The organism is Vibrio sp. 10N.222.52.B12, from assembly GCF_002875385.1.
Lineage (GTDB): Bacteria > Pseudomonadota > Gammaproteobacteria > Enterobacterales > Vibrionaceae > Vibrio > Vibrio jasicida.
Genome location: NZ_MDAW01000115.1, coordinates 154,447 through 166,845, shown reverse-complemented (window position 1 = coordinate 166,845; position 12,399 = coordinate 154,447). Strand labels below are relative to the sequence as shown.

Sequence of the window (12,399 nt, the reverse complement as noted above, 5' to 3'; positions counted from 1 at the left end):
CAAAAACTAATGAATCGTGCGTTCTAAACAGGGCTCGGCGGTGGACTCAAACCACTCCAGTGACTCCGAAAGGGAAACCACGTCTCCCACCACTATGATTGCTGGCAGTGGTGGATTTTGCGTTTTGCAGGTTTCATACAGTCCGGCTAAGGTAGTGACGATCTTATTTTGATTTTCTCGTGTTCCATTGCTGACGATGGCGCAAGGTGTATCTGGCGCGAGACCGTGTGCAATAAGGTTGTCTGCGATCGCTTCCGCTTTGTGCAGCCCCATGTAGAAAATAAGAGTGTGGTCGATGGCGGCAAGTGCGCTCCAATTTGGTTCGCTGGCATCATTACAGTTTCGACCCGTTACCAAGGTGACACCCCTCGAAACTTGTCTATGAGTGACCGGTATCCCCGCGTAAGCGCAGCATCCAAGTGCCGCAGTTACACCCGGTACAACCTCATAGTTGATACCTTGCTGTGTTAAATAGGTCGCTTCCTCACCACCTCGACCAAATACAAACGGATCGCCCGCTTTTAAGCGACATACCGTGAGACCGGTGATTGCGTAGCCCTTCATCATTTCGTTGATTTCTGCCTGAGTTTGCGAACACTTACCGTAGTGTTTACCCACGCAGATCTTTAGGGTTTTTCGTGGAATGACATCCAAGACTTCTTCCGAAACCAGATGGTCATAGAGCACAACATCAACGCGATTGAGTAGACGAAATGCTTTGATGGTAAGCAGTGATGCATCGCCTGTGCCTGCGCCAACCAAATAGACCAGACCAAAAGATGGATTGGCTGCCTTCATGAGAAAATACCCCAAATCAATACAACAAATAGGATGGTGGCAATAGACCAGTACAGAATCTGATGAACGTTGTCGCTGATCCAACCTAGTTCTTCTAACATCTCGTTAGTCAGGTCTAAATTTATCTGCTCTACGTAATCGTCCAGTTCTTTCATTTTCAATTGGCTTCGTGCAATCCCCTGATGCATTTAAGGTTATTGATGAGAGCCGTTAAGTTAAATCAAAGAAAAATAAACACCTGTTCAGAACTGATTAACGAGAGGGTCTTTGGGGGAAGAACTTGAGTCGGTTAAAAGACGGGAAAGAGGGAAGGGGAGTGTCAGATTTTTTTGATTTAACTGACTGTAATAAATATAAAAAAAGCCAGAACTATTTCTGTTCTGGCTTTGTCGTTTTTCGTAAGAAATTCGCTATGCAGCTTTGAGGTGGCAGACGCGATTCTTGCCCAATCTTTTTGCTTGATAAAGTGCTTTGTCAGCTTGCTCCACTACATGGTGATAGCTGATTTCTACTGGCGTAAACCCAACACTTGCCGTAAATCGCACATCGCCACAACCCAATGTGAGATGGCTTCTTTGCAGCGCGGTTAGGAAATTATCCAGCTGGTGTTTGGCATCGAATTCGTCATTGGCTTGGAACACAATTGCGAACTCTTCACCACCATAGCGCGCTAAACAAATCCCTTTTGGTTTAGGGAAACAGTCGCGCATCACTTCTGCGGTCTTTTGGATGACTAAATCACCGACAGGGTGGCCGAATTTATCGTTGATGTATTTGAAGTTATCAATATCGACCATCGCAATAAAACGGTTCTCTGAATGAAGCTCTCTCGATACTTTCGCGGCTAAGCACGCTTTGTTTTCCAGTTGCGTCATTGGATCTTGATGGCGCAAACGGTCATGTAATTTCAGGTTTGCCAACGCAACTTGGGCGTAGTTTTGAATCAAGCTCAGCACGCATTTGTAGGTCGGGAATCGACAACTGACATAAGTCACACCAAGCAGCTCTCGTCCATCAAACAATGGAATGCAGTAGTGGTTACTGTTGATCTTGAGCTTTTTCGTCAGCTCGTCGCCGTACTTCTTCGCTCGGTAAGTCAGCGCGCTATGAGAAAAACGCGCTGCGAGTTCCGCGTTGGTTAACACCAGTTTTTTATTGCCATGATAATCGAGCGTGTAGAAGCTGTAATTCAAGCTGTCGTAGACACAGAACTGTATGCCTCTATGGTAGCAAAAACGATCCAAGACATGCTTGAGCTGGGTTTTGAACTCACCAACGCTCTCCGTGCCATTTAGGCTGGCTAAAGACAAATGCAGTTGGTAAGTGAGGTAGTTGATTCCGATGGCGAGTGCGAGTAGAGAGGCAATGACACCGGCGGTTAGCGTGAACGGATAACTGCTGTTGAGGATGTCGGCACGGTCTGTCCCTGCGACAAACACCCAGTTTAAGCCGTTGTCTGCATCGAAGACCGAAATTTTGAAGTTATCTTGGTAATAGTATTCGTGCTTACCAAACAGTAAGCCCGATGCGACTTTATCGCTGATACCGCCATGATAACTCACTGAATAGTCACCGATGCGGCTTGGATCTGGATGGAATACCAAGCGTTCTGTATCTCTGTCTACGACAAACACATAACCTTTATTCAATGTTTTCAGACCACGCAATTGTTGAGTGGTATGAAGAAGATCGAACTCAAGCCAAAGTTGGTATTTCAGATTTGGGTTGGCGTGCTTGATGGCGAATACCCAGCGTTGCTGTGGGTTTTGGTACAGCGAAGAGATAGAGAATTTATCGCTGACAGTATCCAGTTTGTGCCATTGAATTGCGCTGGTGTCTGGTTGTTTTATTTGACCAGATAGGCCATAAGCGATGCTGTTGTTGGATTTGGTATAGAGGATATTGGAGTATTGCGGAGAATAGTCGATGATGCCTTGGCTTAGTTCACGGAAGTCAGGATCATTGAGGTCTTGTTTACTTGCTTTTAATGCGGTTTCTAGAAGATAGAATTTGCTGAAAGCCGCTTCGATTTGGGAGTGTATCAGCCGTTCTGCAGTGATGATATTGGTCTGTGATTGCCGATAGACCATCGACTCGGAATCGACTAACTGAGCGTAAGCCAGATAGACCATGAAGCCTGCGAGTAATAGCAGGTAAGGCCGCAGAATGCGGATTAAGAATTTAGGTAAAGCCATATGCCAAATAACGTTGTATATATTATAAATGTGATTTGGCTAACAATATTAGATTAGTTTCACTTGTGCATCAATGCGTATGGTGTGCTATTTGATCTGATTGCTGTTTATGTATCCGAAACGTTGATAAAACAAACCCAGCGCATGGCTGGGCTTGTCAGTTCTTGTGGGAATACGCTTCGCTTTTGTCAGGTAAGGTTCTTACTCTGGCTGATAATGCAGAATTGCCATCGACGTAGGAGAAAGCAGCACTTCGCCTTCCGCATGACCAGGATTGAGATTACGCACATTGGTATCACACACGGTCACCCACTCTTGACCACGCTCATTTGGTAGCTTAAATCGCGCAGGCGCGTTGGTTTGGTTGATCAGGTAAACCAACTCCTGCCCTTCCTTGCCGATGCCTAAATGCAGCGCTACAGAGCTCAAACGATTCCAATCGTCGTGCTCCATTAAGCTGCCATCAATACGACGCCAGAAGATACGGTTGTTATTGCGATTCTCACCACTGAACGCTCGAATGAATGGCACCATATACTGATTACGATTAGCGACCATTTGTGACATCCACACTTTGAAGTGCTGTTTGCGTTCTGTGCTCGACCAATCTAGCCAGCTGGTTTCGTTATCCTGACAGTAGGCATTGTTGTTACCGCCTTGCGTGTGCGACAACACATCCGCGGTTAGGATGTGAGGGATACCAAACGCAAACAACAAGCTCGCCATTAAGTTGCGCTTTTGTTTTTCACGCGTGGCGATGATCATCAGGTTTTCGGTTTCGCCTTCCACGCCATAGTTTTCAGAGCGGTTATCGCCGTGGCCGTCGCGGTTTTCTTCACCGTTCGCTTCATTGTGCTTCTGTTTGTAAGACACCAAATCTTGCAAGGTGAAACCATCGTGATATGTGATGTAGTTGACCGTGAGTTTGTAAGGCCAGTTTGCTGCGCTGTATATATCACGAGAGCCCATCAAACGAGTCGCAAATTCTTTTAGGTAGCCTTGGTCACCACGCCAGAAGCTGCGGGAGATGTCGCGCAGTTTATCGTTACACTCGTTCCAACCGAAGGGGAAGTTACCCACTTGGTAACCGTTAGGACCGATATCCCAAGGTTCAGCGATCAGCTTGGTTTCGCGAAGAATTGGGTCTTGTGCGACCGCTTTAAAAAACGCTGCTTCTGGATTGTAGTCGTCGCCTTGGCGACCTAGCGTTGCTGCCAAGTCAAAACGGAAACCATCAACTTTAAATTCGCTCACCCAGTATCGCAGCGTATCCATAACGAGATTCAGAGCTGGCTGGTAAGTTAAGTCGACTGTGTTGCCACAACCAGTAAAGTTCGCGAAGTTCTGACCATGTTTGATGTAGAAACGTGAATCGAGTGCTTTTAGGTTGAAGATCGTTGAGCCTTCACCGCCTTCCGCCGTGTGGTTATACACCACATCAAGAATCACTTCGATGCCGTGTTTATGCAGCTCGCGGATGGTGGTTTTGAGCTCGGTTACCGCGTCTTTTTCTGCATAGCGAGGGTCCGGCACCATGAACAAGTATGGGTTGTAACCCCAATAGTTCACTTTATCCATCTTTAGCAAATGCGGTTCATGCATACACGCTGCGACAGGTAGCAATTGCAACGTATTGATGTTTTGCTGTTTGTAGAACGCCAACATTTCAGGTGAAGACAAACCTAAATAACGGCCTTTTGTATCGCTTGGAACTTCAGGGTTCTGCTGAGTGAGCCCTTTAACATGAGTTTCAAACAACACCATCTCTTCTCGTGGTATGCGAGGATGTTCTGTATCTTGCCAATCAAAGTTGTCTTCTAGGACGACACACTTTGGCATATCGAAGCTTTTTGCAGGAGAAAATGGAGGCTGGTAGTGAAGGGCTTTATCAATCGACTTTGCATAAGGATCGGAGATCAGCAAAGGTTCGTCTTTGTGCGTCACCACATAGCCATACTTTTGCCCCGGTTTGATGTCAGGGATAAAAGTATGGCGAATGCCTGCATATTCGCCTGGTAAGTCGTGAAGCTTGTAGCTACCGTCTTTCGCAAATAGCGCAAGTTGAATGTCTTTACTACTCGGAGCATGAATAGAGAAGTTACAACCTTCTTTATTTACGGTTGCGCCGAGTGGGTATGGGCGAGAGTGAAGTTGTGTCATCAGCGAATCTTTTTTTAATTTTATTGCTACCTTTAAGAAACTATAAGTAAAAAACTTTGTCTTACTAAGGTCAACCACCTTATATCGAAAATTATCACTGTAATTAAATTACTTTCTACGACCTATTTTTGACAAAAATATGAAATGGCTATCACTTTGTAGCGGCCATAAACTGAAGAAACTTACTAATTCCTCCCTAGATTGGTGATCTGACTCGAAAAAACACCATTCGGTATATTTTCTCATCCCTTCTCATCCCCCCTAAATTAGTTTGGGGTGGAGGACGTCATCCTTGTACTCCTTGGGTAATCTTAAGACTGTTGAAACAAACGGGGACTTGTTCCCATCTTACCTCTCTTTCTTTTGGTGCGTTTTTACTGCCTATATTCACCAAAAAGAGCGAGCAGGGAAGACAGAATTATAAATACCCTTAATGGAGTTAAGAATGAAAAAAGTAAGTGCAATTGCAGCGGCTGTTGCTGCAACTTTAGCTGCTGGTTCTGCGTTCGCAGTGGATTTCCATGGTTATATGCGTGCTGGTGTTGGCGTTAGCGCTGACGGTGGCCAACAAGTAACATTTGAAAAGAACAAAATCGGTCGTCTAGGTAACGAAGGCGATGTATACGGTGAAGTTCAACTAGGTAAAGAAGTTTACAACAACAACGGTAAAACGTTCTACGTTGACTCTATGTTTGCAATGACTTCTAACGGTTCAAACGACTGGGAAAGCACTTCTGCTAACTGTGGTCTTGACGGCGCTGGCGATGTTAAATGTGTTGATGATGCACAATTCGCACTACGTCAGTTCAACGTTCAAGCTAAAGGTGTTCTGGATTTCGCTCCAGAAGCGACTCTATGGGCAGGTAAGCGTTACTACCAACGTCACGACATCCATATCTCTGACTTCTACTACTGGAACATCTCTGGCGCAGGTGCTGGTATCGAAAACATCGAAGCTGGTCCAGGTAAACTATCTCTAGCATGGGTTCGTAACGACCGTTCTGACATCGCTGACCCAGGTAACGATGGCGGCGATGCAAACGTAAATACACTTGATGCGCGTTACGCGGGTCTTCAAGTATGGGATAACGGTTCTCTAGAACTAGGTCTAAACTACGCGCTAGTTAACGAAACTGATGCTGCGCCAAACAGCACTAAAGATGCGAAAGATGGCGTAATGTTCACAGCTGAATTGACTCAAGGTCTAGATTCAGGCTTCAACAAAACTGTAATTCAATACGGTACTGAAGGTTACTCTAAAACAATGGCGTTTTACGGTGACGGTAGCTGGTACGGTGCAGAAGCAAACAGTGGCGCATCTGGTTACCGCCTAATCAACTGGGGTGTAATCGGTATGGGTGATAGCTGGGAACTTGGTCACCAACTTGTTTACGGTGTAGGTGAAGACATGTGGGACGGCCAAGATAAATGGGAAGCAATGTCTGCTGTTGTTCGTCCAATGTACAAATGGGATGACAACCACAAAACTATCTTCGAAGCAGGTTACGCTATCGATGATAACGACGGTGCAGAGAACAAATACGGTAAGCTAACAGTTGCTCAAGCATGGTCTGCTGGCTCTAGCTTCTGGGCTCGTCCTGAAATTCGTCTATACGCTTCTTACCTAACAGCGGATAAAGACGACAACTCGAACACATTCGACAACGGTCGTTCTGACGATACATTCCAGTTCGGTGTACAAGCTGAAGCTTGGTGGTAATCATCTAGCCACTAAGTCCTAAATTGTCCTAGAATGATACAGCCAGAACCTTATCTGGCTGTATTTATTTCAAAAAACAATAATGAGTCGAGGTAGACGGTAATGAAAAAATGGCTTGCTCCCGTACTGTTGGGAATGTTGGCTACAGGTTGTACTTCTGTAGAACAAGTCGATATGAGCCCGAAAGGTCAGCAACAAGTGATCACGCAATCGGGCGACATTCAATGGGTACCAATTGATGTGCCTGTGGTTACTGAGTTCGCTTTGACTGACAAAAGCCAAATGCTGTTAGATGGTAATAGCGCTGGCGCAATTGCAGCGTTCGCGTTACCAGGTAATCGTGGCAGTCTAGATATCAAACTAGAAACATTCGTAAACAAAAATCTAGAGTTTTACGCACCTAATGTCGTTGTTATGAACACGGCTGGCGAAACTATTTATCAAGCAGATTTCTCAAAGTTTAAGTACGAGCCAGCAAAACTGTTGGATAACGATAAATTCGTACTTGAAATGAATGTGATTCCTGACATGACAGGTAACGACTTGCATGTTTTGGTTTACACGACTTCTTCTGATCTCAAAGGAAGCTCAGAAGTTCTTCACCCTGCAAAAGCCTTCGCTCTGGCAAATCACACTCAGCCGCCAGATATTGCAGATCCTCAAGCAAAACACAGCCCACTCGGTCAGTTCCGTTTTTCAGTATCCGCGAATGATATCGTGAATACTAAGATTGTCGCGAAAAACGACAATATCCCGCAAGGTACAGACTTAACCAGTTACTACCATAATGCCATCAAAGCAGCCGTCGAAGCGGATGATATTCCGAAAGCTCTGACGCTTCTCGATGAGGCAAAAGAATTGGGCATCGAAGGTGCACAAACTGTATTTGTTAAAGCGGTAAATACCAAATAAACGAATAAAAAAGGCCAGCAACTTGCTGGCCTTTTTTAATTTCCTTTAGAACGATAAAACTCACCCCTACATATAGTTAGCTTATTCACAAATTTATTTGTTTTACTTTGTTTTTCATATTTAACAGATCAATAATTAACATGTGTTCCTAACCTTACTCGTCATCGATTAGGAAATAATTAAACCTCTCAAAGTAATCTGGCTCAGCAAGATAGAGAATAATATTCTTTATCGCTAGTTTGGTATTTTGTTCTTTTTAAATATTAACTTTATTCAGATTGGTGAGTTTGTATTTACTTTGGAATATTAAAAAGGAATTAACGTGAAAATGAACATGATGAAAACTTCACTTGCTGCTGCCTTACTTGTTGCTCTTGCTGGTTGTCAATCGACAGCAGAACCAGAAGGTGCTGCTGAACCTATTGTTAATCTGTCTCAAGACGAAGTCGTTGCTTTCATGGCGGCTTGTGACAACCCAGGTAGCACGGCGAAAGGCCCAATTTCTAAACCTCTGTTTGTTGTCGGTACGTTTGCTGATTCAGATTGGAAGCATGTACCTCAACGTAAATACACTTACAAAGGCAATAACTTCTATCAAGTTGTGACGCAAGAAAAAGCAGGCTCTTACAAAATGCAGTACGCGACTGAGTTGTGGTTCCCACAATTTACCGCGAAAGGTAATCGAATGAATGTCGGTGAATTAACGCCATTAACATTTGGTGGTTACGGCACAGATACTTCGGTTGATATTAAAGAAGATGGAAAATACGTTTGGAGCCTTCAATTTGAAGGAAAAGTTAAGCCACTTCACGTAATGGTAAATAAGTGCCAATAATATTCCATTCAGTTATTTGAAATTTATTTTTATTTATTAACCCCTGCATGGGAAACATGTTGGGGTTAATTTTATTTGGGAGAGTTAAATGCGCAACGTACGATATAAAAAACTATTTGGCCAATCGCTTTTAGCCTTGAGTGTGGTTGGTGTTTTATCCGCGTGTAATTCCTCTGGTGGAAGCGATAATGGCAGCACGCCACTTCCTGATGCAAGTTATGCTTGCCAAGCGAATGTAATGGAGCAAAGCAACCAACTTCGCACCTATCAAATCATGGTTGAGAGCTTTGTTGATGGCGATTCGACTATCGGCCATGGCACAGGTTACGGCACTAGCCATCATAACGGTGATCTTCAAGGGATTATCGATTCGCTCGATTACATCCAAGACTTGGGCATGAATGCAATTTGGTTGACGCCAGTTTTTGAATCGGAAGCCATTGATGGGCAGGATCATTGGGCTGATCGTTTGGATGCAACGGGCTACTTTGCCACGGACTATTTTAAGATTGCTCCTCGCTTTGGCGATTTAGAAACGGCGAGAACCTTAGTTGATGAAGCACACAAACGCGGCTTGTATGTTTTCTTTGATGGCGTGTTTGGTCATCACAAAGAAGGGTTGATTAAGCCGTCTCCATCGGGTTTATTACCTTCTGGTTCGAGCAATCCGGTCGACTACCCTGCAAGTTTGGATTTCTACAAAGAAGTCGTTACTTACTGGGTCAAAGAGCTAAAAATTGATGGTTGGCGTTTAGACCAAGCGTACCAAGTCCCAACCGACGCATGGACACAAATCCGCAAAGCGGTGGATGAAGCCTCACAGAGTGTGACTTACACCAACGCGGAAGGTGATCAAGTGAATCCTCTGGGTTACATGGTCGCTGAGATCTGGAAGGGCGAGTCAGAAATCGCGAGTGACGCATATGGCGCGGTTGACGAACCTGCGTTGTGTTCGGCATTTGATTTCCCAATGCGCTATCGCGTGGTGGAAACACTGGCTGTCAATGAGAGCGGTGTCGGCGGTCGTGGTGTGGATTGGTTAGACAATGGCTACCAAACACACAACCAATATCCGTCTCATGCTCAGCCAAACTTGATGATTGGCAATCACGATTTGGTTCGCTTTGGTGACTTGCTGCAACGAGGTGGATTAGCGGATGTGAACGATGCTGAATACTGGCAACGCCACAAAGCCGCGTTTGCATTCCAAGCGGCTTACACCGGACCAATCACTCTCTATTATGGGGATGAAATCGGTGACCAAGTTGATGGTTTTGACGCAAAAGAAGACAACAATACGTGTGCGGTTCGTGGGGTATGTGATGATCACGTCGCGCGAAGCAGCGCAAAGATCGAAGGCGTAACAGCAACCCTAGATGCCAACCAAGTTGATCTGAAAAACTACGTTAAGTCATTGATGACGATGCGTGCTGCTCATCCTGCTTTGTATCAAGGCAGCCGAACTAACTTGGTAGCAAGTAATGGCAGTTATGTGGACTTGAAAGTATCTGGCGATGACCAAGTCTTATTTGCTTTGAATACCTTTGAGAGTGCTCGCAACATAGTGCTGACAGAAGCGCAAGTCGGCAGCAATCAAGCGCTGGTGGATTTAATCACTAACCAACAAATCACACCAAGTAACGGGCAATACCAGATCCCGATGTCATCATTACAAGGGCGCTTCTTCAAAGTGAGGTAAAGCGAACAATAAGTTTTCCCCATTCATCCAAAGCCAAGTGTTGCTGCTGACCCCCATAGGCGCACGCTTGGCTTTTTTCGTCTCTTTGTCTAAGATGCCGTTCTTTCTTGTTCTTTCTTGTTCTTTCTTGTTCTTCGGTGGCGATATTGCACGTCGAATCCCAGTTTTCCTTTCTACATTTATTTGTTTTATATCGAACATTCGCCGCTAAAAATTGAAAGAAACAGTACGGAGTTTGTGAGATGTGCTGCACGATAATGAGAATATTCACATTCATGCAAAGTCAAAGTGTGATTTAAGGCTTACTCATCTGTAATTGTTATGTTTATCTTTTTGTGGATTTATATAACTAATGGAAAATTATAATGAAATCCATAACGAAACCCCTCTGTCTATTACCCCTTATTTGCTCTCCATTCGCGTTCAGTCACGTTCTTAATGGCGACTTTGAACAGTGGAATGGTAATGCACCAACGCAGTGGTCTGTGATTGATTCCGGCATTGCTGTCTCACCGACCAGTGACCCGCACCAATCTGGTGGTCTTGCGGCTCAAGTTATCGTAAATACAGGTACCCAAAGCAACACCGACTTTTTGCAAACCATTAATGTGGAGCAAGGGAAAACCTACCCATTTTCTGTCGCGGTTTATCATACGGAAGGTAATGTTAAAGCGCGTTTGGTGGTTGATGGATACCACAGCTACTCTAATCCTCAGCAAACCAATCAGTGGCAACAACTCACGCACAGTTACACTGCATCATCAAACAAAGCGATCAATGTCGGGTTACGCTTTTATGATGAGTCGGGTTTTGACGGTTCTGAAGTCGTTTATGTCGATAACTTTCAGCCAAACCAAAATGGTGGTACTCAGCCACCGGTAGAAAGCTGTAATGACAACGAAGTGTTACTGACATTGAACACCGATAGCTATGGCTCAGAAACGAGTTGGGAACTGAAAGATAACCAATCGCAAGTTCTGTTTTCAGGCCAAGGTTTTGACTCTTCGAAAACTTACGAAAAGACCATGTGCCTAGCGAACGGTGATTACCAGTTTACGATCAGTGACAGTTATGGTGATGGTATTTGTTGCGGTAACGGCAGTGGCTCATACGCTTTAATGTTTGGCCAAACCACATTAGCGTCTGGTGGTGAATTCACGAAATCTCAAACCACAAGCTTTACTCTTGGTGGTTCAACGACACCTCCGCCTGTTGTGGGTGAATACTATAAAGCCGCAGAAGGCAAAACCGGTTTTGAGTTGAAAACAGCGCTGTTTAACATCATCAAGGATCACACAGGGCGCGGCTACTCGGCTATTTGGACGTTAGTGAAAGACGCGGATTTAGACAACTACTACGAGAAAGACGGCTCCATTCTCGATATGTATTCTGAAAAACCATCTGGCAGCGATACGGTGAGCTTTACCAAAGTTACAGACCAATGCGGCCAATACAAAACGGAAGGTGATTGCTACAACCGTGAACACTCATTCCCTAAGAGTTGGTTTGGTGGCAAGGTTGAACCGATGAACTCGGATGGTCACCACCTGTTTGCAACCGATGGCTATGTGAATGCGAAGCGCAGCAACTGGCCATTTGGTGAAGTGGGTAACAGCACTTACGTATCTAGCAATGGCTCAAAAGTCGGCTCAGCAAGCTCTACTTTGGGCTATTCAGGAACGGTATTTGAGCCTATTGATGAGTTTAAAGGTGATTTTGCTCGTGCATATTTCTACATGGCGACGCGCTATGAAAACGTCATTGGCAACTGGGAAAGCAATTCTAGCAACTCTGACGCGGTATTGAACGGCACGAAAACGACCGTCTTTGAACCATGGATGCTGAACATGTTGAAACGTTGGCACAAAAACGATCCTGTTAGCGCGAAAGAGATCAGCCGTAACCAAACGGTGTTTGAATTCCAAGGTAACCGTAACCCGTTTGTGGATCACCCTGAGTTTGTAGAGATCATTTGGGGAAACTAACCCCATAGTTAAAGCAAATCGTTAGAAACAACAAAGCCGCCATCGTCACTGTTCGAGCGGCTTTTTTTATGCCGTTTTACAGGCACAAAAAAGGG

The 12,399-nt window shown here is 44.8% G+C and carries 9 protein-coding genes; 5 read left to right on the top strand and 4 right to left on the bottom strand.

Annotation, left to right across the window (positions count from 1 at the left end; genetic code table 11):
- Positions 1-6 precede the first annotated feature (6 nt).
- From cobA to glgX, 4 genes are all read right to left on the bottom strand, one after another.
- On the bottom strand, positions 7-798 hold the full coding sequence (cobA, locus tag BCT11_RS11710) for a uroporphyrinogen-III C-methyltransferase (RefSeq protein ID WP_102388379.1): 792 nt from the start codon (positions 796-798) through the stop codon (positions 7-9).
- On the bottom strand, positions 795-953 hold the full coding sequence (locus BCT11_RS28145) for a hypothetical protein (RefSeq protein WP_198593940.1): 159 nt from the start codon (positions 951-953) through the stop codon (positions 795-797). The genes cobA and BCT11_RS28145 overlap by 4 nt, the downstream gene beginning before the upstream one ends.
- A 255-nt stretch (positions 954-1,208) precedes the next feature.
- Positions 1,209-2,930 carry a diguanylate cyclase gene (locus BCT11_RS11705; protein ID WP_102388398.1) on the bottom strand — a complete coding sequence of 574 codons (1,722 nt, stop codon included), beginning with the start codon at positions 2,928-2,930 and terminating at the stop codon, positions 1,209-1,211.
- Between the two features lie 264 nt (positions 2,931-3,194).
- A complete protein-coding gene (gene glgX / locus BCT11_RS11700) occupies positions 3,195-5,153 on the bottom strand; it encodes a glycogen debranching protein GlgX (RefSeq protein WP_102388378.1) in 1,959 nt (652 codons plus the stop codon).
- A gap of 445 nt (positions 5,154-5,598) precedes the next feature.
- Between glgX and BCT11_RS11695 the strand changes: the two genes are divergently transcribed.
- The 5 genes from BCT11_RS11695 (at position 5,599) to BCT11_RS11670 (ending at position 12,304) form a co-directional block, all read left to right on the top strand.
- On the top strand, positions 5,599-6,873 hold the full coding sequence (locus BCT11_RS11695) for a maltoporin (protein WP_038881260.1): 1,275 nt from the start codon (positions 5,599-5,601) through the stop codon (positions 6,871-6,873).
- A 102-nt stretch (positions 6,874-6,975) separates the two neighbouring features.
- Positions 6,976-7,785 (top strand): MalM family protein, encoded by an 810-nt coding sequence (locus tag BCT11_RS11690; RefSeq protein ID WP_038881262.1) that lies wholly within the window; start codon positions 6,976-6,978, stop codon positions 7,783-7,785.
- Positions 7,786-8,113: 328 nt separating this feature from the next.
- A complete protein-coding gene (locus BCT11_RS11685) occupies positions 8,114-8,620 on the top strand; it encodes a glycosidase (RefSeq protein ID WP_102388377.1) in 507 nt (168 codons plus the stop codon).
- Positions 8,621-8,708: 88 nt separating this feature from the next.
- Entirely contained in the window at positions 8,709-10,319 is a 1,611-nt protein-coding gene (locus tag BCT11_RS11680) for an alpha-amylase family glycosyl hydrolase (protein ID WP_102388376.1), read from the top strand.
- A gap of 365 nt (positions 10,320-10,684) precedes the next feature.
- Positions 10,685-12,304 (top strand): endonuclease, encoded by a 1,620-nt coding sequence (locus BCT11_RS11670; protein WP_102388375.1) that lies wholly within the window; start codon positions 10,685-10,687, stop codon positions 12,302-12,304.
- Positions 12,305-12,399: the final 95 nt, after the last annotated feature.

What these genes read in the sequence shown, in the direction of transcription:
- cobA (WP_102388379.1), bottom strand. Translation starts at nt 798, where the DNA reads ATGAAGGCAGCCAATCCATCTTTTGGTCTGGTCTATTTGGTTGGCGCA.
- BCT11_RS11695 (WP_038881260.1), top strand. Translation starts at nt 5,599, where the DNA reads ATGAAAAAAGTAAGTGCAATTGCAGCGGCTGTTGCTGCAACTTTAGCT.
- BCT11_RS11705 (WP_102388398.1), bottom strand. Translation starts at nt 2,930, where the DNA reads ATGGTCTATCTGGCTTACGCTCAGTTAGTCGATTCCGAGTCGATGGTC.
- BCT11_RS11685 (WP_102388377.1), top strand. Translation starts at nt 8,114, where the DNA reads ATGAACATGATGAAAACTTCACTTGCTGCTGCCTTACTTGTTGCTCTT.
- BCT11_RS28145 (WP_198593940.1), bottom strand. Translation starts at nt 953, where the DNA reads ATGAAAGAACTGGACGATTACGTAGAGCAGATAAATTTAGACCTGACT.
- glgX (WP_102388378.1), bottom strand. Translation starts at nt 5,153, where the DNA reads ATGACACAACTTCACTCTCGCCCATACCCACTCGGCGCAACCGTAAAT.
- BCT11_RS11680 (WP_102388376.1), top strand. Translation starts at nt 8,709, where the DNA reads ATGCGCAACGTACGATATAAAAAACTATTTGGCCAATCGCTTTTAGCC.
- BCT11_RS11690 (WP_038881262.1), top strand. Translation starts at nt 6,976, where the DNA reads ATGAAAAAATGGCTTGCTCCCGTACTGTTGGGAATGTTGGCTACAGGT.
- BCT11_RS11670 (WP_102388375.1), top strand. Translation starts at nt 10,685, where the DNA reads ATGAAATCCATAACGAAACCCCTCTGTCTATTACCCCTTATTTGCTCT.